The 22,641-nt window shown below is 68.2% G+C and carries 22 protein-coding genes; 18 read left to right on the top strand and 4 right to left on the bottom strand.

The window, feature by feature from the left end; translation table 11 throughout:
• Positions 1 to 14 precede the first annotated feature (14 nt).
• The 4 genes from PX554_RS13375 to PX554_RS13360 all read right to left on the bottom strand — a co-directional run bounded on the left by PX554_RS13375 (position 15) and on the right by PX554_RS13360 (position 2,029).
• Positions 15 to 728, bottom strand: coding sequence for a ParA family protein (locus tag PX554_RS13375; RefSeq protein WP_093222479.1), 714 nt, complete (start codon positions 726 to 728; stop codon positions 15 to 17).
• 80 nt (positions 729 to 808) lie between these two features.
• Positions 809 to 1,186, bottom strand: coding sequence for a hypothetical protein (locus PX554_RS13370; protein WP_093222476.1), 378 nt, complete (start codon positions 1,184 to 1,186; stop codon positions 809 to 811).
• A gap of 179 nt (positions 1,187 to 1,365) precedes the next feature.
• Positions 1,366 to 1,863 (bottom strand): DNA-deoxyinosine glycosylase, encoded by a 498-nt coding sequence (locus PX554_RS13365; protein ID WP_093222474.1) that lies wholly within the window; start codon positions 1,861 to 1,863, stop codon positions 1,366 to 1,368.
• 1 nt (position 1,864) lies between these two features.
• Positions 1,865 to 2,029, bottom strand: coding sequence for a hypothetical protein (locus PX554_RS13360; protein WP_275502460.1), 165 nt, complete (start codon positions 2,027 to 2,029; stop codon positions 1,865 to 1,867).
• Between the two features lie 99 nt (positions 2,030 to 2,128).
• Here PX554_RS13360 and PX554_RS13355 point away from each other — a divergent pair, with 99 nt between their 5' ends.
• From PX554_RS13355 to ftsZ, 18 genes are all read left to right on the top strand, one after another.
• Positions 2,129 to 3,121, top strand: coding sequence for a cysteine synthase A (locus tag PX554_RS13355; protein WP_093222471.1), 993 nt, complete (start codon positions 2,129 to 2,131; stop codon positions 3,119 to 3,121).
• Positions 3,122 to 3,176: 55 nt separating this feature from the next.
• Positions 3,177 to 3,464 (top strand): hypothetical protein, encoded by a 288-nt coding sequence (locus PX554_RS13350; protein ID WP_275502458.1) that lies wholly within the window; start codon positions 3,177 to 3,179, stop codon positions 3,462 to 3,464.
• A gap of 332 nt (positions 3,465 to 3,796) precedes the next feature.
• The gene (locus PX554_RS13345) at positions 3,797 to 4,297 is read left to right on the top strand and encodes a division/cell wall cluster transcriptional repressor MraZ (RefSeq protein WP_093222466.1); all 501 of its coding nucleotides are present in this window, start codon (positions 3,797 to 3,799) and stop codon (positions 4,295 to 4,297) included.
• Positions 4,270 to 5,241 (top strand): 16S rRNA (cytosine(1402)-N(4))-methyltransferase RsmH, encoded by a 972-nt coding sequence (gene rsmH, locus PX554_RS13340; RefSeq protein WP_176787062.1) that lies wholly within the window; start codon positions 4,270 to 4,272, stop codon positions 5,239 to 5,241. Before PX554_RS13345 ends, rsmH begins: the two co-directional genes overlap by 28 nt.
• Positions 5,241 to 5,828 (top strand): hypothetical protein, encoded by a 588-nt coding sequence (locus tag PX554_RS13335; RefSeq protein WP_093222461.1) that lies wholly within the window; start codon positions 5,241 to 5,243, stop codon positions 5,826 to 5,828. The genes rsmH and PX554_RS13335 overlap by 1 nt, the downstream gene beginning before the upstream one ends.
• Positions 5,825 to 7,564 (top strand): peptidoglycan D,D-transpeptidase FtsI family protein, encoded by a 1,740-nt coding sequence (locus tag PX554_RS13330; RefSeq protein ID WP_093222458.1) that lies wholly within the window; start codon positions 5,825 to 5,827, stop codon positions 7,562 to 7,564. Before PX554_RS13335 ends, PX554_RS13330 begins: the two co-directional genes overlap by 4 nt.
• On the top strand, positions 7,561 to 8,976 hold the full coding sequence (locus tag PX554_RS13325; protein ID WP_275502455.1) for a UDP-N-acetylmuramoyl-L-alanyl-D-glutamate--2,6-diaminopimelate ligase: 1,416 nt from the start codon (positions 7,561 to 7,563) through the stop codon (positions 8,974 to 8,976). Before PX554_RS13330 ends, PX554_RS13325 begins: the two co-directional genes overlap by 4 nt.
• A gap of 124 nt (positions 8,977 to 9,100) precedes the next feature.
• Positions 9,101 to 10,474, top strand: coding sequence for a UDP-N-acetylmuramoyl-tripeptide--D-alanyl-D-alanine ligase (locus PX554_RS13320; RefSeq protein ID WP_275502453.1), 1,374 nt, complete (start codon positions 9,101 to 9,103; stop codon positions 10,472 to 10,474).
• Positions 10,475 to 11,545: a phospho-N-acetylmuramoyl-pentapeptide-transferase gene (gene mraY / locus PX554_RS13315; RefSeq protein ID WP_093222449.1), complete on the top strand. Its 1,071-nt coding sequence runs from the start codon at positions 10,475 to 10,477 to the stop codon at positions 11,543 to 11,545. It abuts the gene before it with no gap.
• The gene (gene murD, locus PX554_RS13310; RefSeq protein WP_275502450.1) at positions 11,542 to 12,840 is read left to right on the top strand and encodes a UDP-N-acetylmuramoyl-L-alanine--D-glutamate ligase; all 1,299 of its coding nucleotides are present in this window, start codon (positions 11,542 to 11,544) and stop codon (positions 12,838 to 12,840) included. The genes mraY and murD overlap by 4 nt, the downstream gene beginning before the upstream one ends.
• A 29-nt stretch (positions 12,841 to 12,869) precedes the next feature.
• Positions 12,870 to 14,051 carry a peptidoglycan glycosyltransferase FtsW gene (locus PX554_RS13305; protein WP_093222954.1) on the top strand — a complete coding sequence of 394 codons (1,182 nt, stop codon included), beginning with the start codon at positions 12,870 to 12,872 and terminating at the stop codon, positions 14,049 to 14,051.
• Positions 14,048 to 15,208, top strand: coding sequence for an undecaprenyldiphospho-muramoylpentapeptide beta-N-acetylglucosaminyltransferase (gene murG, locus PX554_RS13300; protein WP_275502448.1), 1,161 nt, complete (start codon positions 14,048 to 14,050; stop codon positions 15,206 to 15,208). The genes PX554_RS13305 and murG overlap by 4 nt, the downstream gene beginning before the upstream one ends.
• Positions 15,205 to 16,611, top strand: coding sequence for a UDP-N-acetylmuramate--L-alanine ligase (gene murC, locus PX554_RS13295; protein ID WP_275502446.1), 1,407 nt, complete (start codon positions 15,205 to 15,207; stop codon positions 16,609 to 16,611). The genes murG and murC overlap by 4 nt, the downstream gene beginning before the upstream one ends.
• Positions 16,612 to 16,813: 202 nt before the next feature.
• Positions 16,814 to 17,722: a UDP-N-acetylmuramate dehydrogenase gene (murB, locus tag PX554_RS13290; protein WP_275502444.1), complete on the top strand. Its 909-nt coding sequence runs from the start codon at positions 16,814 to 16,816 to the stop codon at positions 17,720 to 17,722.
• Positions 17,723 to 17,834: 112 nt separating this feature from the next.
• A complete protein-coding gene (locus PX554_RS13285) occupies positions 17,835 to 18,770 on the top strand; it encodes a D-alanine--D-alanine ligase (RefSeq protein ID WP_275502443.1) in 936 nt (311 codons plus the stop codon).
• Positions 18,767 to 19,723 (top strand): cell division protein FtsQ/DivIB, encoded by a 957-nt coding sequence (locus tag PX554_RS13280; protein WP_275502441.1) that lies wholly within the window; start codon positions 18,767 to 18,769, stop codon positions 19,721 to 19,723. Before PX554_RS13285 ends, PX554_RS13280 begins: the two co-directional genes overlap by 4 nt.
• A 24-nt stretch (positions 19,724 to 19,747) precedes the next feature.
• Positions 19,748 to 21,010, top strand: a complete 1,263-nt coding sequence (gene ftsA / locus PX554_RS13275) for a cell division protein FtsA (protein WP_093222431.1) — start codon at positions 19,748 to 19,750, stop codon at positions 21,008 to 21,010.
• Between the two features lie 112 nt (positions 21,011 to 21,122).
• Positions 21,123 to 22,574, top strand: coding sequence for a cell division protein FtsZ (gene ftsZ, locus PX554_RS13270; RefSeq protein ID WP_093222429.1), 1,452 nt, complete (start codon positions 21,123 to 21,125; stop codon positions 22,572 to 22,574).
• The last annotated feature ends 67 nt before the right edge of the window (positions 22,575 to 22,641 follow it).

Genomic DNA, 22,641 nt, shown 5'->3' with positions numbered 1-22,641 from the left:
GCTCCGCGGCGCCCTCATCCGGCCAGACGGCGCTCGATCGCCTGCCAGAGTTGCGCGAACGCCCGCCCGCTCGCCGATTTTCCCGCGAACGCGCCGACCGGCTCACGCCGGGTCGTCATCGATTCGATCACGCTCGCCATCGGGATCACCGGCCAGTCCGGGTGCGCTTCGAGCGCGGCGGCGTGAAGTTTGCGCCGACGATCGACCATCGAATGCACCGGCAGCACGTTGGCCTTGGCGCCGAGATGCCTGACGACTTCGGCGAAGGCGCGTTCGGACAGCGGCGAGGGGATCACCGGCACCACGATCAGATCGGCGGCGCGCATCACCTGGTCGCTCGTCTCGGTCAGGCCGGGCGGGCAATCGAGCAGGATGCGGTCATACTGTTTGCGCAAGCCGCCCAGCAGTTTCTGGAGCCGCTTCTTGCGGTCGAGTTCGTGGAAAAGCACGTCCAGCCCGCGCAACGATGCGTCGGCGCCGATGATGTCGAGGCGGGGAACAGCGGTCTTTCGGATCAGATCGCCGGCATCGGCATCCTTGAGGAACACCGATTGCGCGGCCTCGCGCGCCGTGCCGGTCGCGAGCATGAAGGTACTCGCCGCCTGCGCGTCGAGATCCCACAGCAAGGTGCGCCGGGCCGAAAGCATCGCCGCGCACCAGGCGAGATTGACGGTGAGCGTGGTTTTGCCGACGCCCCCCTTGAGACTGTAGATTGCGATGGTCGACACGAAAGAACCTCCCTGGCGCGGGACGCTATATCGTGGCGGTGCCGAACGCTAGGCGTCGGCACCGCGCCACCGGCGGGTTTTTACGCCTTGCAGGCCTGGGCGGGCTTGCCCGGCTGGGTCAGCGTGATGCCGCTCTTGTCGCCCTTCAGCTCATAGCCTTCGAGCTTGTAGGGGTCGCCGGCCTTTTCGGCGGTCAGCTTCGTGATGCTGCCTTCCTTTTCCGGCTTGATGAGCACCTGCTTCTCGCCCTGGAAGAAGTCGACGATCACGACGCTCTGGTCCTTGCAGCGAAACGTCACTTCCGACGTCATCATCGGCGGCAGCTCGACCGGCTTGCGCTTGGCGAGTTCGGCGGCGTTGGGATCGGGCGAGGTCGAGGTGACTTCGGTGGGTTTGTTCTCGCAGGCGGCAAGCGAAACCAGCGCGAGGGCGGCGGCGGGGAGGAGCAGTTTCTTCATGGTGCGGTTGCTTCGCCTATGCGAAACATCGCGTCAACTCTCTTGCATGCGCAACAAAATGTTTTTGTAAAGCTACCATGTAACCAATGGAATTTGTCCGATAAAAGTCTCGTGCGGTCGCAGGACGTCGGCCCGAACGGCGTTCGTTCAGAATGCGGCGGCGCGGCATTTTCGGCGAATCACGGTGTCAGATAGGCCGTTAGTTCGCGCCACACCGGCAGCTTCGCCCCGAGTCCGATCGTGTGCATCCCGCTGCTGGAGGGGAGGGCGTGAATCGCATAGCGCGCCGCCGCCGGCCCGAGCTGGCGCAGCCCGTGTTTGTAGGACGCGCCGCCGTTGAAGCCGATCGCGCGCAGTGCGGGCAGGGTGGCGACGAGGGCGGCGAGATCGTTGGCGCTGATGTCGCGCATGGCGGCATCGGTGCTGCCGGTTCGTCGTGCGCTCGCCACCACGTCCCACAGCCCGACCCGGCTGGCGAGCAGGCGGGCCAGCCGCGCCTCATAGTCGAGCGCGACCAGATCCTCGTCCACCACCCCCGACATCAGCCGCCAGAACTGGTTCTGCGGATGGGCATAATAGCGCCGTGCCGCCAGCGATTGCTCACCCGGCAGGCTGCCCAGCACCAGCACGCGCACGTGCGCATCCACGACCGGCGGAAAGGAATGTTTGAACGTCAGGTCAGGTCGCCGCGACGGGATCGGTATGCGCGAAATCGTCGCCCTGGATCATCGCGTCCCGCTCGCACGCCTGACGCTGTGGGGCCGCGCGAATCGCTGCGGTTACGATGGCGCCGCGCGCCAGCCTGACGGCTTCGGCGTCCTCGATGTTGAACCGCGCGTGCATGCTATACCTCTGTTGACGGTTCTCATACCACAAGCAGATATTGGTGCCAGCGAGGCAAGCATGGATTGCGGGCGTCGCGGTCGTCGCTATTTGAGAGCCATGCACACCGCTCCCGACACGCTCGCCCTGATCGGCAACACGCCGCTCGTCCTGTTGAAAGGTCCGAGCGAGGCTGCGGGAGCGGAGATCTACGGCAAGTGCGAGTTCGCCAATCCCGGCGCCTCGGTGAAGGATCGTGCCGCGCTCGGCATCGTCGAGGATGCCGAAGCGCGCGGCGTGATCGAGCCCGGCGGCACCTTCGTCGAGGGCACGGCGGGCAACACCGGCATCGGTCTCGCGCTGGTCGCCAACGCCAAGGGCTACAAGACGATCATCGTCATGCCCGAGACGCAGAGCCGCGAAAAGATGGACACGCTGCGCGCGCTCGGCGCCGAGCTCGTGCTGGTGCCGGCCGCGCCCTATTCGAACCCCGGCCATTTCGTCCACACCTCGCGGCGGATCGCCGAGGAGACGCCCAACGCGGTCTGGGCCAACCAGTTCGACAATATCGCCAACCGCCGGGCGCACATCACCGGCACCGCCGAGGAAATATGGGCGCAGATGGAGGGGCGGATCGACGGCTTCACCTGTGCGGCCGGAACGGGCGGGACGATCGCCGGCGTGGGCATGGGGCTGAAAGCCAAGGATGAGCGCGTCTGCATCGCGCTCAGCGATCCGCACGGCGCCGCGCTCTACGAATATTATGCGCACGGCGAACTGCGCTCGGAAGGGTCGTCGGTCGCCGAGGGGATCGGGCAGGGGCGGATCACCGGCAACCTCGAAGGCGCGCCGATCGACACGCAGTTCCGCATCTCGGACGAAGAGGGGCTCGAATGGGTCAGCCGGCTTTTGTCCGAGGAAGGGCTATGCCTCGGCCTGTCCTCGGGCATTAACGTCGCCGGCGCGGTGCGGCTGGCGCGGCAGCTCGGGCCGGGCAGCCGGGTGGTGACGATGCTGTGCGACACCGGGTTCAGGTATCTGTCATCGCTCTACAATAAGGACTGGCTGGAGGCCAAACGCCTGCCGGTTTTTCCTTGGCTTGCGACGAACTGAGGCAGGGCATCGACAACAGGATATTTTTGCGTTACATTTCTGCCACAGTATGAAAATGATCGTACCAGATCCGGGCCATGCGAGCCACCGCGCCAAGGTCGGCATGATCGGCCTCGCGGCGGTATTGCTGCTAATCGGCCTCGCTGCCGCCGTCTTCGCGACCGCGACCAAGGAGCGGCCCGTGCTGCTCGCCGCGAACGCGCGGACGCATGTGGCGCAGCGCGCGTCGGACCAGGCCGCCACGCCCAGCGACAAGGCCACCAACGAGCCGCTCGCCGAACTCGGTGTCGCGCCGAGTTCATCGAGCGCCGATAACGCGTCGGATGCAGCGCGCGGGCAGTGACCGCGCACCGTCTGCCTGTCCCGGGGAGAAGCCGGGAAATCACACCACGATCAGCCTCGGCGCCGGGAATATCCGGGTGCCTATGGCTGCGCGCGCGAACATCACAGGAACATAACGGAAAGGTGCCGAAGAATTTGCAGGAATCTCGAAGCGGATAGCTTCTATCCCGCCAAATCCCCGGATTTCCCCTTGAATCCCCGAACAGCCCTATGATACCTCCGTCTTCGACAGGGGTAGCTTTATCTCGCCTGCGCGATCCTCACCGGAGCGGTTGAAAACAGCCGCTTTTCGGGCCGGGGCCGGCGTGCCTGTCGCTTTGTGGAGCGTGGCAAGTGGGGGACCGGCAGGAGTATCAGGGAAAGGGGCTTGGCCTTGTCGATGACAAGGGTCGCGTCGCTATTCCCAGCGCACTCCGCACCACCCTCGCCAAGAACGCCCCACGTGACGACGGCAAGGATGGCGGCACTGTCATCATCGCGCCGCACCCGACCTATCGCTGCCTGATCGCGTACGATCCCGGTTTCATCGAAACGCTGAAGCGTGAGTGTGAGGCGCGCGACGAGGCGCATGTCGCGGCGACCGGCGCGTCGGACTACAACATCCTCGCCCGCGCCGGCGCCGCCGAAACTTTGCCGTTCGATGGCAGCGGCCGCTTCATCATGCCCGCGTTCGAGCGCCGCTATGCGCGGATCGAGGATGTCGCGTTCTTTCACGGCACCTTCAAGTGGATCACCATCTGGTCGCCGCGCGTGATGATCGAGACCGACGGGATCGACCCGTTCCTCAAGGAAGCGGTCGAATTTCAATGCGCCGAGAAGGGGATCGCGCTGTGAGCGATGCTCCGCACATTCCCGTGCTGCTGGACGAGGTACTCGAAGCGCTCGCGATCCGTCCGGGTTCGGTGCAGGTCGATGCGACCTTCGGTGCCGGCGGCTACACGCGCGCCATGCTCGCCGCGGGCGGGCGGGTGTTCGCCTTCGATCGCGATCCCGATGCGATCGCCGCCGGCCAGGCGCTGGTCGCCGCGTCGGACGGCGCGCTGACGCTGATCGCGGCGACCTTCTCCGCGCTCGAGGCCGAACTCGCGGCGCGCGGCGCGCTCCCGGTCGATGGCATCGTCATGGATATCGGCGTCAGCTCGATGATGCTCGACCAGCCCGAACGCGGCTTCAGTTTCCAGCAGGACGGCCCGCTCGACATGCGGATGAGCCAGGAAGGCGAGAGCGCCGCCGATTTCCTCAACACCGCCGACGAGGCGGTCATCGCCGACGTGTTGTACGAATATGGCGAGGAACCGCGCGCGCGGCGTGTCGCGCGCGCGATCGTCGCGGCGCGCCCGCTCACGCGCACCACCGATCTCGCGAACGTGGTCAGAAAGGCGTTGGGGTACAAGCCGCACGACAAGAAGGATCCATCGACACGGACCTTCCAGGCCGTTCGGATTCACATCAACCGCGAACTCGGCGAACTCGCCGATGGCCTCGCGGCGGCGGAGCGCGCGCTCCGCCCCGGCGGCACGCTCGCGGTGGTGACCTTTCACAGCCTCGAGGACCGGTTGGTGAAGCGGTTCTTCCGCGAACGCAGCGGCGGTCTGCCCGGCGGATCGCGCCACTTGCCGCAAGTCGCGGCCAAGGCGGCGCCGAGTTTCGAAAATGTCGCGCGCGCGGTGCGCGCGGGTGAGGCCGAGCTCGCGCGCAATCCGCGCGCGCGTTCGGCGACGTTACGGGTCGCGCAGCGGACGGCGGCTGCGGCTTGGGTGAATGAGGGAGCGTTGTAATGCTTGGGCTTGCGTGGAAGACCCTTGGCTGGTTTCTGGCCGGCGTCGCGGTGGCGCTCGGCTTTCTGCTCGTTCCGCTTCAGGTCGCGGCCGAGCGCAAGAAGCTCGACCGAACGGTTGCCGACATCGCCCAGGCGCGCCGCGACATCCGTGCGCTGGAGACCGAGTTCGAGACGCGCGCCAACCTCGCCCAGCTCGATCAGTGGAATAACGACACGCTGCGGCTGGTCGCCCCGGGGGCCGGGCAGTTCGTCGCCGACGAGGCCGCGCTCGCTGCGATCGACGTCCGTCAGCCGGGTACGGCGGGCATCCAGACCGCCTCGTTCGTGCCCTCGCCGCCGGTGAGTGAATCGCTCGCCGCCGCCGCGCCGGCGCAGGCGGAAACCGTCGCGCCGAAACCGGTGGCGGCGCCTGCGGCCGCGCCGGCGAAGCCGGCGCCGGTCGTAGCGGTCGCGGCGGTCAAGCAACCCGCCGTGAAACGCGCCAAGGCGCAGGCGGTGGCGATGCTCGACCGCAAGCTGCTGAGCGACTCAACGGTCGGCGATCTGCTCTCGTCCGCCCGCGCGGAATCGCGCTCGGCGCGATGAGCACCTTTCTTGCCCGCCCCCTGCCGCAGCGCCGGTCGAGCGGCCAGCGCCATGCGCTGATCGCGACCGCGCATGTTCGGCTGATGATCCTGATGCTGTTCCTCGGCGCGGGATTTCTGGTGGTGATCGGCAAGATCGCGCTGCTCGGCCTGCTTGGATCGGCGGCGGACGCGCGCGGCGTCGCGGTCAACCCCGTTGTGCGGAGCGATATCCTCGATCGTAATGGCGAGCCGCTCGCCCGCACGATCGACGCCTGGACGGTGGGCGTTCGTCCGCACGAGATCCTCGGCGACAAGCGCGCGCTCGCCGAGGCGCTGGTCAAGATCATGCCGGGGCATGATGCGGACTGGTATTACGCCAAGCTCGGCATGAACGTGAATTTCACCTATCTGGAGCGGCGCGCAACGCCGGCGCTGGTCAACGCGATTCACGATCTCGGCGAGCCCGGCATCGTCTTTGCGCAGGAGCCCGAGCGGCTCTACCCGCAATCGACGCTCGCCGCGCACGCGCTCGGCTATATCGGGCCGAGCGGTGACGATCCCAACATCGCCGGCCGCGCCGGCATCGAACGCGCTTTCGACGATCGGCTGAGCAGCCCGGCCGAGCGCGGGGTGCCCATGTCGCTGTCGCTCGACGCGCGCGTGCAGGCGGCGATGGAGAGCGAACTCGGCCGCGCGATGGCGACGTTCAGCGCCCGCAACGCGACCGGCATCGTGCTCGACGTGCATACCGGCGAGGTGATCGCGATGGCCTCGCTGCCGGTGTACAACCCCAACAAAATCGGCGGCACCCCCGGCGACGCGCTGCGCAACAACGTCACGCAGAGCGTGTACGAGCTTGGCTCGACCTTCAAGCCGATCACGATGGCGACCGCGATCCAGAGCGGCACCGTCACCTCGATGGCGCGCCGGTTCGACGCGACCGCGCCGCTCAAGGTCGGCGGCTTCACCATCCATGACGAGCGCGGCGATCCGAAGCGCTGGCTCAACATCCCTGAGACGCTGATCTATTCGTCCAATGTCGCCACCGCGCGGATCGCCGATGAGGTCGGCGCGGAGCGGATGCAGGCGATGTTCCGCCTGCTCGGCTTCGATTCCAAGCCGCAGATCGAGGTGCGCGAGAAAGCGCATCCGCTCTGGCCGCGCTATTGGGCGCGAACCACCACGATGACGACGGCATATGGGCACGGCATCGCCATCACCCCGCTGCAGCTCGCCAGCGCGTACGCCGCGCTGGTGAACGGCGGCATCTGGCGGCCATCGACACTGCTGAAGGTCGCGCCGGGCCATGCGGTGGCGGGGCGGCGCGTGCTGTCCGAGGAAACCAGCGCGCGGATGCGGCAGCTCCTGCGCCTCGTCTGTCTGTACGGCACGGGCCGCAAGGGCGACGCGCCCGGCTACCGCGTCGGCGGCAAGACCGGCACCGCCGAGGCCGCCTCCAACGGCGGCTACGATCATCATCGCAACGTCGCGACCTTCGTTGCCGCATTCCCGATGGACGCACCGCGCTACGTTGTGCTCGCAATGCTCGATTCACCCTTGGGCACCAAGGAGACGTTCGGCTGGAAGACCGCGGCCTGGAACGCGGCGCCGGTCGTGGGCCGCGTCATCGCCCGCACCGGCGCGATGCTCGGCGTGATGCCGGACGCCCGGCGTGAGATCGACCTCGCCGACCTTCGCCCGATGCTGACTCTTGTCGCGGGGGCTCAGGCGCCAACCGGAGAAGAAGAGCAATGAGACTCGCGGCGTTGATCCCCGGCGCGCCCGACGTCCAGGTGACGGGCTTCGCGATCGACCACCGCAAGGTCGCGCCCGGCACCGTGTTCGGCGCGTTTCCCGGCACGCGCTTCAACGGCGAGGATTATATCGCGGCGGCGGTCGCGAGCGGCGCTGTTGCTGTCGTCGCGCGCGCGCAAGCCGTGGTGGAAGGCGCGGTGCATATCGCCGATCCGAACCCGCGCCGCCGCTTCGCCGCGCTCGCCGCGCGCTTCTTCGCGCCGTTTCCGCAGACGGCGGTCGCGGTGACCGGCACCAACGGCAAGACCTCGACCGTCGAGATGGTGCGCCAGCTCTGGCGGATGGCGGGCTTCCACGCCGCGTCGATCGGCACGCTCGGCGTGACCACCGCCGACGAGCGCGTCTCGACCGGGCTCACCACGCCCGACATCGTCACCTTCCTGTCGAACGTCGCGGGCCTCGCGCGCGAAGGCGTGACGCATCTCGCCTTCGAAGCGTCGAGCCACGGGCTCGACCAATATCGTACCGAAGGCGTGCCCTTGAAGGCGGCGGCGTTCACGAACCTCAGCCGCGATCATCTCGATTACCACGGCACGATGGAGGCGTATCTCGCCGCCAAGCTGCGGCTGTTCGGCGAGGTGCTGGAACCCGGCGCGACCGCGGTGCTGTGGGCCGACGATGCCGTGTCGGCGGAGGTTTCGCACGTCGCGAAGGCGCGCGGGATTACCGTCCTGTCGGTCGGCACGCAGGGCGAGACGCTGCGGCTGGTGTCGCGCGAGCCGACGTTGCTCGGCCAGACGCTGACGATTGCGCATGACGACAAGTCGCACCGCGTCACGCTGCCGCTGATCGGCGCCTATCAGGCCGCGAACGCGTTGGTCTCGGCCGGGCTGGTGATCGCCACCGGCGGCGACCCCGGCGCGACGCTCGGTGCGCTCGCGCGGCTCCAGCCGGTGCGTGGACGGCTCGAACGCGCGGTGATCGCGCGCAGCGGTGCGCCGGTTTATGTCGATTACGCGCACACCCCCGATGCGCTCGACGCCGCGATCGCGGCGCTGCGCCCGCATGTCGGTGGGCGACTGATCGTCGTGTTCGGCGCGGGCGGCGACCGCGACCAGGGCAAGCGAATCGAGATGGGCCGTATCGCCGCCGCCAAGGCCGACCAGGTCATCGTCACCGACGACAATCCGCGCGGCGAAGACCCCGCCGCGATCCGCGCGATGGTGCTGGCCGGCGCGCCCGATGCGATGGAAATCGGCGCGCGCCGTGAGGCGATCGGCGCGGCTATCGCGGGTGCGGGGCCGCAGGATATCGTGCTGATCGCCGGCAAGGGGCACGAGCAAGGCCAGATCGTCGGCGATCTCGTCCTGCCGTTCGACGATGTGAGTGTCGCGCGCGAGATGGCGGCGTGATGACAGCCCCGTTCGCAACAAAATCCCCCTCCCGCGCGCGGGAGGGGTTAGGGGAGGGCATGTCAAAACATGCATCCCCCGGACAGGCCCTCCCCCAGCCCCTCCCGCAAGCGGGAGGGGAGAAGTGAGTCTATGGACCTCCGCCGAGATCGCCGCCGCGACCGGCGGCATCGCCTCGGCCGACTTCACCGTCTCGGGCGTCGCGTTCGATTCGCGCGAAGTCGGCCCCGGCGATCTGTTCATCGCCATGAAGGGCGAAGCGACCGACGGGCATCGCTTCCTCGACCAGTGTTTCGCGCAAGGCGCCGCCGGTGCGATCGTGAGCGCCGAAACCGCGCACCCGCACGTCCGCGTCGCCGATACGACCGCGGCGCTCGAAGCGCTGGCCCGCGCATCGCGTGCCCGCACGCACGCCAGGATCATCGGCGTCACCGGCTCGGTCGGCAAGACCGGTACCAAGGAAGCGCTGTTCGCCGCGCTCGATCGCGGCGCGCGGGGCCAAGCGCACCGCTCGGTCAAAAGCTACAACAACCACACCGGCGTGCCGCTCAGCCTGGCCCGCATGCCCGCCGAAAGCCGCTTCGGCGTGTTCGAAATGGGCATGAACCACGCCGGCGAGCTCGCCGCGCTCACGCGGATCGTCCGCCCGCATATCGCGCTGGTGACGGCGATCGCGCCCGCGCACACCGCCTTCTTCTCAGGTGAAGAGGCGATCGCCGATGCCAAGGGCGAAATCTTCCAGGGGCTCGAACCCGGCGGCACCGCGATCGTGCCGTTCGACAGTCCGCACCGCGACCGGCTGATCGCCGCCGCCACCCCCTATGCCGCGCACATCGTCACCTTCGGGTTCGGCGCGGGCGCCGATGTGCGCGCGATCGAGACGATGCCGGTCGCCTCGAGCGGCACCTTCGTCAGCGCGCGGCTCGGCGACACCGAACTCAATTACACGATCAGCCAGCCCGGTGCGCATTGGGTGTCGAACACGCTTGCAGTGCTGGCGGCGGTGCGCGCGGCGGGCGGCGATCTCGCGCGCGCCGCGCTCGCGCTCGCCGAGCTGGAAGGGCTGGCCGGACGCGGCGCGCGCTTCACCGTGCCCGTGGCCGGCGGCGCGGCGCTGGTGATCGACGAAAGCTACAACGCCAATCCGTCTTCGATGCGCGCTACGCTGGCGGTGCTGGCGCAGCAGGACGCGCCGCGCAAACTCGTCGTGCTCGGCGAGATGCGCGAGCTCGGCGTGGAGAGCGACGCCTATCACGCCGCGCTCGCCGGTCCGATCCGCGCGGCGGGCGTCGAGACGGGCATATTGGTCGGCGAATCCATGCGCGCGCTTTCGAACGCGCTTGAGGGGCAGGGCGATTTCGTCCATGTGCCCGACGCCGCAGCCGCGCAGCGGTGCCTCCGGGCGCTGCTCGCGCCGGGCGACGCGGTTCTCATCAAGGGGTCGAACGGCGTGGGGTTGTCGGCGGTGGTCGCGGCCTTGCGGAGCGGGATTGGGTAAATGTTCTATTTCATCGCCGAGCTGTTCCACTTCCACGGCGCTTGGAATCTGTTCCGCTATCTGAGCTTCCGCACCGGCGGCGCCGTGGCGACGGCGCTGTTCCTCGGGCTGCTGATCGGCCCGCGCTTCATCGGCTGGCTGCGCGTCCGGCAGGGCAAGGGGCAGCCGATCCGCAGTGACGGCCCGCAGACGCATTTCGCCAAGCGCGGCACGCCGACGATGGGCGGGCTGATGATCCTCACCAGCCTGGTGGTCTCGGTGCTGCTGTGGATGGACCTGACCAACCCCTTCGTCTGGGCCTGCACCTTCGTGACTTTGGGCTTCGGCGCGATCGGGTTCCTCGACGATTACGACAAGGTCCGCAAGGCGAGCACGGCGGGGGTGTCGGGCCGCGTGCGGCTGCTCGGCGAATTCGCGATCGCGATCGCGGCGAGCGCGATGATCGTCCATCAGAACGGCACGCATCTGTACCTGCCGTTCGTGACCGGCGTGTCGATCGACCTCGGCTATTTCTACATCCTGTTCGCCGCGTTCACGATCGTCGCGTTCGGCAACGCGGTGAACCTGACCGACGGGCTCGACGGGCTCGCGACGATGCCGGTCATCATCGCGGCGGTGGCGTTCATGCTGATCGCCTATCTCGCCGGCAACGCCAAGTTCGCGGCCTATCTAGGCATTCCGCACGTCTTCGGCGCGGGCGATCTGGCGATCTTCTGCGGCGCGATCGTCGGGGCAGGGCTGGCGTTCCTGTGGTTCAACGCGCCCCCGGCGGCGGTGTTCATGGGCGACACCGGCAGCCTCGCGCTCGGCGGCGCGCTGGGTGCGATCGCGGTCACGGCGCACCATGAGATCGTGCTCGGCATCATCGGCGGGCTGTTCGTGGTCGAGGCTTTGTCGGTCATCATCCAGGTGTTCTGGTACAAACGCACCGGCCGGCGCGTGTTCCGCATGGCGCCGATCCATCACCATTTCGAACAGCTCGGCTGGGCCGAATCGACCGTCGTCGTGCGCTTCTGGATCGTCGCGCTGGTGCTGGCGCTGGCGGGTCTCTCGACGCTGAAGCTGCGGTGATCGCAAGCCCCGACTGGCGCGGCAAACGCTTCGCTGTCCTGGGGCTCGCGCGCTCAGGTGTGGCGACCGTGCGCGCGCTGCTGGCGGGCGGCGCGGAGGTGTTGGCATGGGATGATGACAAAGTTCGACGCAAGGAAATCGCCGACGCTGCGGTCGATGAGGGCCAACTATTCGTCGATGATTTCGCTGACTGGCTTGAAATAGAAATTGACGGCCTCGTTTTGTCTCCTGGCGTGCCGCTCAACCGGCACCCGGTCGCCGCGAAGGCCCGCGCCGCCGGCGTGCCGATCCTCGGCGACATCGAGCTGTTCGCGCAGGCGCGCGCGGCGCTGCCGCCGCACAAGGTGGTCGGCATCACCGGCACCAACGGCAAATCGACCACCACCGCGCTGATCCACCACATCCTGCAAACCGCCGACATCCCGAGCCTGATGGGCGGCAACATCGGCCTCCCCATTCTCGCGCAGGAGCCGTTGCCGGAGGGCGGCGTGTACGTCCTCGAACTGTCGAGCTATCAGATCGACCTGACCCACACCCTCGACTGCGACGTCGCGGTGCTGCTCAACATCACGCCCGACCATCTCGATCGGTACGACGGGTTCGAAGACTATGCCGCCTCCAAGGCGCGGCTGTTCGCGATGCAGTCGCCCGATCACGCGGCGGTGATCGGCATCGGCGACGAAGCTTCGGCCGCGATCGCGCGCGGGCTGCAATCCCACAATCTCACCAAGATCGCGCCCGCCGCCGCGATGGACCAGTCGCGCTGGCCGTCGCTGCAAGGTCCGCACAATGCGCAGAACGCGCTCGCCGCTATTGCGACCTGCGAAGCGCTCGGCATTCCGGCTGCGGCGATCGAAGCCGGGCTCGCCAGCTTCACCGGCCTGCCGCACCGCATGGAGCGTGTCGTGACCCGCAACGGCGTCGCCTACGTCAACGACAGCAAGGCGACCAACCCCGAGAGCACGGCCCCCGCGCTCGCCGCGTTCGATCGCATTCACTGGATCGTCGGCGGCAAGGCCAAGGGCGCCGATCTCGACGCCTGCCGCCCGCACTTCGGCCACGTCGCGCGCGCCTATACGATCGGCGAAGCCGGGCCGCTGTTCGCGTCGCTATTGCGTGGCATGATGCCGGTGGAGGAAGCCGGTACGCTCGCCGCCGCCGTCGCCCGCGCCGCCGCGCAGGCGCAGCCGGGCGACACAGTGCTGCTCTCGCCCGCCTGCGCGTCGTTCGATCAGTTCCGCGATTTCGAACAGCGCGGGGACGCCTTCCGCGCCGCGGTCGAGGCACTGCGGTGAGCGAGAAGAAGACCTCCTTCTGGAAGCGCATGCAGGGGAGCGGCGGCCGATCGGACCGGTCGTGGCTCGGCATGTGGTTCTGGGATATCGACCGCGTGCTGCTGCTGCTGGTGCTGCTGCTGATCGGAGTCGGGGTGATCGCGGTCGGTTCGGCCTCGCCCTCGGCCGCCTCGCGCTATTCGGACGAGAAGCACCATATCGCGCCGCTCTATTATCTGTGGTGGCAGCTCGCCTGGGTGAGCGTGTCGATCCCGGTGATGCTGCTGATCTCGATGCTGCCGGTCGCGGTGGCGCGGCGGCTGGCGTTGCTCGGCGCCGCCGTGTTCCTGGTTGCGCTCGCCGCGGTGCCCTTCATCGGCGTGTCGAAGAACGGCGCGACGCGCTGGCTCAACCTCGGCGTGTCGCTGCTCCAGCCCTCCGAGTTCCTCAAGCCCTTCTTCATCGTCACGGTGGCATGGATCCTGTCGCTGCGCGCGCAGGACGAGGCGCTGCCGGTGGTGTTCATCACCGGCGCGCTGACCGCGCTCGTCGGCGTGCTGCTGATGATGCAGCCCGATTTCGGCCAGACGATCGTGTTCGTGGGGGTATGGTTCGCGCTGCTGATGATCTCGGGGACATCAACCAAGGTGATCCTCGGGCTGATCGCGCTCGCGCCGGCCGGACTGGTCTCGGCCTACTTTTTCTATGCGACCGCGCAGAAACGGATCAACGCCTTCCTGTTCCCGGACGTGGAGGGCGAGGGCGCGTCGGACCATTTCCAGACCAACGCCGCGCATGCGACGATCACCCACGGCGGCTGGCGCGGCACCGGCCCCGCCGGCGGCACGATGAAGTTCCGCCTGCCCGAAGGGCATACCGACTACATCTTCTCGGTGATCGGCGAAGAGTTCGGGTTGATCGCGTGCATGATCATCGCGCTGCTGTTCTTCGCGATCGTGGTGCGGGTGTTCGTCAAACTGCTCGACGAATTGGACGAATTCCGCCTGTTCGCCGCCGCCGGACTCGCCACGCAGTTCGGGGTTCAGGCGTTGATCTCGATGGCGGTCAATACCGGCCTCGCGCCGTCGAAGGGCATGACCTTGCCGTTCATCAGCTATGGCGGATCGTCGCTCGTCGCTTTGTCGGCGGGAATGGGCTTGCTGCTGGCGTTCACCCGGCGCAATCCGTTCGTGTTGCGATCCCCGTATATCGCCAAATGGAGCGGCGTATGAGCAAACCCCGTCATTTCGTCCTCGCCGCCGGCGGGACGGGCGGCCACATGGTCCCCGCGGCGGCGCTCGCCGCCGAGCTGATCCGGCGCGGCCATTATGTCGCCTTGGTCAGCGACGAGCGCGGCGTGCGCTTCCCCGATCTGTTCGAGGGCATCCAGACGCATATCCTGCCAGCCGGCCGGCTCGGCGGCGGCCCGCTCGGCTATTACCGCGCCGCGCGGGAGATGTGGCGCGGCCGGGCGATGGCGATCGAGCTGTACAAGACCTTCCGCCCCGCCGCTGTGATCGGCTTCGGCGGGTATCCGGCGCTGCCCGCGCTGCTCGCCGCGTTCAACCAGAAGATCCCGACCGCGATCCACGAGCAGAACGCGGTGCTCGGCCGGGTCAACCGGCTGGTCGCGGGCAAGGTCGATGCGATCGCGACCTCCTACGCCAAGGTCGAGCGGCTCAAGGAGAGCCTGAGCGACAAGACCCATCTCGTCGGTAATCCGGTGCGCGATTCGGTGATCGCGATCCGCGCCAAACCCTATCCGCTGCTGGAGGAGGACGGCATCTTCCGCGTGCTGGTGACCGGCGGCAGCCAGGGCGCGAGCGTGCTGAGCAAGGTCGTGCCCGAGGGGCTGGCGATGCTCCCGGTCAGCTTCCGCCGCCGCCTGCAAGTGACTCACCAGGCGCGCGTCGAGGATATCGAGGCGTGCCGCGCCAAATATAAGGAACTCGACATCGCCGCCGATCTCGCCACCTATCTGCCCGATCTGCCCGAGCATCTCGCGTGGTCGCACCTCGTCATCGCGCGCGCGGGCGCCTCGACGCTGGCCGAACTGACCTGCGCCGGTCGCCCCGCGATCCTCGTGCCCTTGCCGAGCGCGACCGACGATCACCAGACCGTCAACGCGCGTGAAATGACGCTGGCGGGCGGCGCGCGCACGATCGACCAGCGCGCGTTCACGCCGGTCGAACTCGCCAAGCAGATGCAGCGGCTCGGGCTCGATCCCGCCGCGCTCCAGAACGCAGCGGCGCGTGCCCGCGGCTGCGGAAGGCCCGATGCCGCGCGTGACCTCGCCGATCTGGTCGAGAGCCTCGGCGAGACCAAGGGCGACCTGCCGATCGGCGTACCGCTCCCCGCCGCGTTCCGCGACAAGGCGGCGTTCGCATGAGGGGCGTCGCGACCGACATCGGCACGATCCATTTCGTCGGCATCGGCGGCATCGGCATGTCCGGCATCGCCGAGGTGATGAAGAACCTCGGTTATAACGTGCAAGGCTCCGACGTGGCCGAGAGCTATGTCGTCGAAGGACTGCGCGCCAAGGGCATCCCCGTCGCGATCGGCCACAAGGCCGAGAATCTCGGCGACGCGGCGGTGATCGTCACGTCGACCGCGATCAAGCGCGGCAACCCCGAGGTCGAGGCGGCGCTCGCCAACCGCGTTCCCGTGGTGCGCCGCGCCGAGATGCTCGCCGAGCTGATGCGGCTCAAATCGACCGTCGCGGTGGCGGGCACGCACGGCAAGACAACCACCACCTCGATGGTCGCGGCTTTGCTCGATGCCGGCGGTGTCGATCCGACCGTCATCAACGGCGGCATCATCAACAGCTACGGCTCGAACGCGCGGCTGGGCGCGAGCGACTGGATGGTGGTCGAGGCCGACGAGAGCGACGGCAGCTTCCTGCGGCTCGACGGCACGATCGCGGTCGTCACCAACATCGATCCCGAACATCTCGATCACTATGGATCGTTCGACAAGGTCAAGGACGCCTTTGTCGAGTTCGTCGAGAACGTGCCCTTCTACGGCGCCGCCTTGCTGTGTCTCGATCACCCCGAAGTGCAGGGCATCCTGCCGCGTGTGCGGGATCGTCGCATCGTCACCTACGGCTTCTCGACCCAGGCCGACGTGCGCGGGGTCAACGTGACGCCGATCCCCGGCGGCAACCGCTTCGAGACGATCGTGCGCCAGCGCGACGGCACCACGCGCTCGATCGAGGGGATCGAACTGCCGATGCCCGGCCGCCACAACGTCCAGAACGCGCTCGCCGCGATCGGCGTGGCGCTCGAGCTTGGCATCGACGATGCCACGATCCAGCAGGGCTTCGCCAAGTTCCACGGCGTCAAGCGGCGCTTCACCAAGGTCGGCGAGACCGGCGGGGTGACGGTGATCGATGATTACGGCCACCATCCGGTCGAAATCCGCGCGGTGCTGGCGGCAGCGCGCGAAGGCGTTCAGAACCGCGTGATCGCAGTGGTGCAGCCGCACCGCTATTCACGGCTCGGCAATCTGATGGAAGAGTTCCAGGGCGCGTTCAACGACGCCGACATGGTCTATGTCGCGCCGGTCTATGCGGCCGGCGAGGCGCCGATCGAAGGTGTCGATGCCAACGCTTTGGTCGAGGGGCTCAAGCGGCGCGGCCACCGCTCGGCCGCGACGATCGCCGACGCCGATACCCTCGCACGCACGCTTGCCGGCGTGGTGCAGCCGGGCGACATGGTGGTGTGCCTTGGGGCTGGCGACATCACCAAATGGGCGGCGGGTCTCGCCCCCGCGATCAAGGCCGCGCGGGCATGAGCGGAATCGCGAGTTCAACACCGGCTAGCGCCACGCTGGTGGCTCTGGACCCCCGCGTGCGCGGGGGAACGGGTGTTTGCGCGCGGTGCGCCACACCCATGCCGTTCGCCCTGAGCGAAGTCGAAGGGCGTGCCACGGGCGCAGCACTTGGGGCACGTGCTTCGACTTCGCTCAGCACGAACGGGTGGGGAGGTGACAGGCGATGACCGTCGTGTCCGCGCCGAACACACTCCCCGAAGTGCGCGGCCAACTCACCCCCGGCGCTCCGCTCGCCCCCCTCGTCTGGTTCAAGACCGGCGGCCCGGCCGAGTGGCTGTTCGAGCCGCAGGATGCCGACGATCTCGCCGCGTTCCTGCGCGCGCTCGATCCCAAGGTGCCGGTGATGGCGCTCGGGCTCGGGTCGAACCTCATCGTCCGCGATGGCGGCTGGCCCGGCGTGGTCGTGCGGCTCGGCAAGCCGTTCGCGACCGTCGAGCAGATCGACGCGACCAGCTTGCGCTGCGGCGGCGGCGCGTCGGGCATCCTCGTCTCGTCCAAGGCGCGCGACGCCGGCATCGGCGGTATCGAGTTCCTGCGCTCGATCCCTGGCACGGTCGGCGGGTTCGTGCGGATGAATGGCGGCGCTTATGGCCGCGAGGTCAAGGACATCCTCGTCGCGTGTGACGTGGTGCTGCGCTCGGGCGAGCGCGCCACGCTGGCGCTCAAGGATCTCGGCTACACCTATCGCCATAGCGCGCTGCCCGAAGGGGCGATCGTGGTGAGCGCGACCTTCCGGGGCCACCCCGAGCAAACCGCCGTGATCCAGGGCGAGATGCTGCGCATCGCCGCAGCGCGCGAGGCGTCGCAGCCGTTGCGGTCGAAGACGGGGGGCTCGACGTTCAAGAACCCGCCCGGCCATAAGGCGTGGGAATTGATCGACGCCGCCGGCTGTCGCGGCCTGCGCCACGGCGACGCGCAGGTGAGCGAGAAACATTGCAACTTCCTGCTCAACCTCGGCGAGGCGACGAGCAGCGACATCGAAGCGTTGGGGGACGAGGTGATCGAACGGGTGAAGGCGCATTCGGGCGTGACGCTGGAGTGGGAAATACAGCGGGTGGGGGTGGCCAAGTGAGCGGCGCCAACCACCGTCATGCCAGCGGAAGCTGGCATCTCGTTGTGCGTGTAGCGCGTCTGTCGCGAGAGATCCCAGCTTGCGCTGGGATGACGGATGTGGAGACGCGTGCATGACCGCCCCCCTCCACATCGCCGTCCTCATGGGCGGCTGGTCGGCCGAGCGCGAGGTCTCGCTGATGTCCGGCACCGGCGTCGCCGACGCGCTCGAATCGCGCGGCCACCGCGTCACGCGGATCGACATGGACCGCGACGTGGCGGCGAAGCTCGCCGCCGCACGGCCCGACATCGTCTTCAACGCGCTCCACGGTACGCCGGGCGAGGACGGATCGGTGCAAGGCATGCTCGATCTGATGGGGCTGAAATATACCCACAGCGGACTCGCCACCTCGGTGATCGCGATCGACAAGCAACTCACCAAGCTGCTGCTCGTCCCCGCCGGCATCCCGATGCCCGGCGGGCGCATCGTCAAGTCGGAGACGCTGTACGATGCCGATCCGCTGCCGCGCCCGTATGTGCTCAAGCCCGTCAACGAAGGCTCGTCGGTCGGTGTCGCGATCGTCACGGCGGAGGGCAATTACGGCAATCCGATCGGCCGCGATGTCGCCGGCCCGTGGACCGAGTTCGAGGAACTGCTCGCCGAGCCGTACATTCGTGGCCGGGAACTGACGACGGCGGTGCTGGGCGGGCAGGCGCTCGGCGTCACCGAGCTGCGACCCAAGAACGGCTGGTATGATTTCGACGCGAAATATACCGAGGGCCTGACCGAACATATCTGCCCCGCGCAGATCCCCGATGACGTGGCCGACGCCTGCAAGCGAATCGCGCTCGAAGCGCACCGCGTGCTCGGCTGCAAGGGCGCGTCGCGCTCCGATTTCCGCTGGGACGACGAGCGTGGCGTCGACGGGCTGTTCCTGCTCGAAGTCAACACCCAACCCGGCATGACGCCGCTCAGCCTCGTCCCCGAACAGGCGCGCCACATCGGCATGAGCTACGCCGATCTCGTCGAGGCGATCGTCGACGAAGCCCTTGCGGGCGCCGCGCCGTGACCAGCAAGACCATCAAACGCGGTACTCCGCGCCGCCCAGTCCAGCAGAAGCGCCGCAAGGCGCCCAAGGTCTCGATCATCGACCGGATCATCGCCGCGCTGCCGGTCAGCGAGGCGACGCTCACCCGCATCGCGACCTGGACGATCGTCGCGATCGTGTGCGGCGGCGTGATGGCGATGGGCGTGTGGATGGGCATCCCCGGCGCGGTCGGCACGGCGGTGGGCGAGGGGATCGGCGAGGCGGGCTTCCGCGTCAACAACGTCCAGATCACCGGGCTCGCGCGGATGGACCAGAACACGATCTACAAGATCGCGCTCGAACAGCCCTCGCTGGCGATGCCGCTGGTCGATCTCGAAAAGACCCGCGAGCGGCTGGTCGCGCACAGCGGCTGGATCGAGGATGCGCACGTCTCGCGCCGCCTGCCCGATACCTTGCTGGTCCAGATCGTCGAGCGCACGCCCGCCGCGGTCTGGCAGAACAAGGGCCAGCTCGCGCTGATCGCGGCCAACGGCACCTATCTCGAGCCGGTGCAGCCCGATGCGATGCCCGATCTGCCGCTCGTGGTCGGCGATCATGCCAACGAACAGCAGGAGTCGTACGATCATCTGCTCGCCGCCGCGCCGGCGCTGCGCCCGCAGGTCAAGGCGGCGACCTGGGTCGGCAACCGGCGCTGGAACCTGACCTTCGACAGCGGCGAGACGCTCGAATTGCCCGAAGGCGATGATGCCGCCGCGCGTGCCCTGGTGAAATTCGCGCAGATGGACGGCGTCCAGCCGCTGCTCGGCAAGGGCTGGGTCGGCTTCGACATGCGCGATCCGGCGCGGCTGGTGGCACGCAAGCCAGGCGATACCGCCGGCGGTGCGCTGCCGACACCCGCCATCGCGCAGCCGGCCAAGCCGAAATCGAATGCTACCGAAGCGAGGGCGGCCGCGCTACCGTTCGCGCAAGGCTAGTTGGGGCAAGCAGGGGTACAGCGTATGGCGAAGATCGCACCGGAAGGACTGATTACCGCCCTCGACATCGGCTCGTCGAAGGTTTCGGCGATGATCGCGCAGAAGGGCGACGGCGGTGAGCTGATCGTGCTCGGCACCGGCCAGCGCGAGAGCCGTGGCGTCAAACGCGGCTATATCGCCGACGCGGCCGCGACCGAGGCGGCGGTGCGCGAGGCGGTCGAGCAGGCCGAGCGGATCGCCGGCACCAATATCGAGAATGTCTGGGTCAGCTTCTCGGCGGGCGGCCTCGTCTCCGATGTCGCCTCGGTCGAATTCGAACTTGGCGGGCACCGTGTCGAGCAGGCCGATATCGACGCACTGCTGCAAGCAGGCCGCGATTCGATCGACCCAGCCGGGCGGATCGTGCTGCACGCGCAGCCCGCGCTTTACACGCTCGACGGGCTGACCGGCGTCAAGCGCCCGCTCGGGCTGCATGCCGACCGGCTCGGCGTGCATATCCACGTTGTCGCGGCGGACGGGTCGCCGGTGCGCAACCTCGGGCTGTGCGTCGCCAACGCGCATCTGGAGGTGAAGTCGATCATCGCCTCGCCGGTGGCGACCGGGCTCGCCTGCCTCTCCGATGAAGAGCGCGAGCTTGGCGTCGCGCTGGTCGAGCTGGGCGCCGGCATCACCAACGTCTCGCTGTTCGCGGGCGGGATGCTGGTCGGGCTGACCTCGATCCCGATCGGCGCGGCCGACATCACCGATGACATCGCCTCCGCGTTCGGCACGCGCCGCGCTCACGCCGAGCGGATGAAGTGCGTCCACGGCTCGGCCAACGCGTCGCCTCGGGACAATCACGAGATGATCGACGTCGCGCCGATCTCGTCCGAGGACGGACAGGGCGACGGCACGCGCATCACCCGCGCGCAGCTCATCGGCGTGATCCGCCAGCGGCTCGATCATCTCATCGGCGAGGTGCGCAAGGCGTTGGTCGAGCTGAAGTTCGAAGGTCCGGTCGGGCGGCAGGTCGTGCTGACCGGCGGCGGCGCCGAACTGAACGGCATCGCCGATTATGCCCAGGCCGCGCTCGGCCGTTCGGTGCGCGTCGGTCGCCCGCGCGGCCTGTCGGCGCTGCCGGAAGCGCATTCCGGGCCGGCGTTCGCGACGCTCGCGGGCCTCGCTTTCTATGCCGCGTCCGATCCGGTCGATTTGCGCGCTTTGCCGCGCGGGCACCAGACGGTGCATCGTCCCAAGGGCTTCGCGATCTTCCGCCGGATGATGGCGGCGGCGCGGGCGAATTATTAAAGAATTGCGACTCCGCGCAGCATTCGGGCTGGAACCGCAGCATTCGATGGTGCAGGATAGTTAAGCGTATAGCGTGCCAAGTGTTGTGGGGAGGCGCGCAGGAGACCGTAGAATGAGTATCGAATTTCTTGCGCCCGAAGTGGATGAACTCACGCCGCGGATCGCGGTGATCGGCGTCGGCGGGGCTGGCGGCAACGCCATCGCCAACATGATGCGCGCCGATGTGCAGGGCGTCGATTTCTTCGTCGCGAATACGGATTCGCAGGCGCTGAAACAGTCCAGCGCGGAGACCAAGATTCAGCTTGGCGCGAAGATCACCCAAGGCCTCGGCGCGGGCTCCCGGCCCGAGATCGGCCGCGCGGCGGCTGAGGAAACGATCGACCAGGTCGCCAAGCTGCTCCAGGGTTCGCATATGTGCTTCATCGCCGCCGGCATGGGCGGCGGCACCGGCACGGGTGCCGCGCCCGTCATCGCCAAGGCCGCGCGCGACATGGGCATCCTGACCGTCGGCGTCGTCACCAAACCGTTCGCGTTCGAGGGCAACCGCCGCGCCAAGAGCGCCGACGCAGGCATCGAGGAACTCCAGAAGTACGTCGATACGCTGATCGTCATCCCCAACCAGAATCTGTTCCTCGTCGCCAATGCGAACACCACGTTCAAACAGGCGTTCGAGATGGCCGACGAAGTGCTCCAGCAGGGCGTACGCGGCATCACCGATCTGATGGTGATGCCCGGCCTCATCAACCTCGACTTCGCCGACGTTCGCTCGGTGATGCAGGAGATGGGCAAGGCGATGATGGGCACCGGCGAGGCCGAGGGCGACAACCGCGCGATCGAGGCCGCATCGAAGGCGATCGCCAACCCGCTGCTCGACGGCGTCAGCATGAAGGGCGCCAAGGGTGTGATCGTTTCGATCACCGGCGGCGACGACATGCGCCTGCTCGAAGTCGACGAGGCCGCGAACCACATTCGCGAGCTGGTCGATGAGGACGCCAACATCATCTGGGGTTCGGCGTTCAATCCCGAACTCGAAGGCAAGATCCGCGTCTCGGTCGTCGCCACCGGCATCGAAGCCGAGGCGCAGACCGCGCCACCGGCACCTGCGTCGCGCTCGTTCAGCTTCGGATCGACCCGCGCGGCCGAGCCGGTCGCCGCCGCGCCAGAGCCGGCGCCCGCTCCCGTCGAGCCGGCGCCGCGCGCCGAAACGCCGACACCGCGGACCGAAGCGCCGGCGCCCGCGCCGGCAGAAGCCGATGAACTCATCCTCGGCAGCGACACCCAAGTCCCATCGACGCCCGCACCGGCACCCGCCGCGCCGTTGGTGTTCGGCGACGACGCGGGCGAGCCCACCGAGGCTCAGGGCCGTCGCCGCTGGCTCTCGTCGGGCAATGCGCCCGAGGTGGCCGCGACCGAGCCGACCCCGCCGGCACCGCGTGTGAAGCTCGGCGGCACGCTGTTCGAGCGCATGTCGAGCGTGTCGCGCGGCGCGGCGCGCGAGGACGAAGGTGCCGACAAGGACGCCGTCGAGATTCCGCGCTTCCTGCACCGTCAGAACAATCAGTGATGTGACGCGCGGCGCGCCCTTGCCGGCGTGCCGCGTCGTCCGCGCGAACCGGATCGTCGCAATACAG

Source organism: Sphingomonas pollutisoli, assembly GCF_029167165.1.
Classification (GTDB): domain Bacteria; phylum Pseudomonadota; class Alphaproteobacteria; order Sphingomonadales; family Sphingomonadaceae; genus Sphingomonas; species Sphingomonas pollutisoli.
Note: the sequence above shows the minus strand (reverse complement) of the source record. Positions and strands in the feature narration are given on the sequence as shown.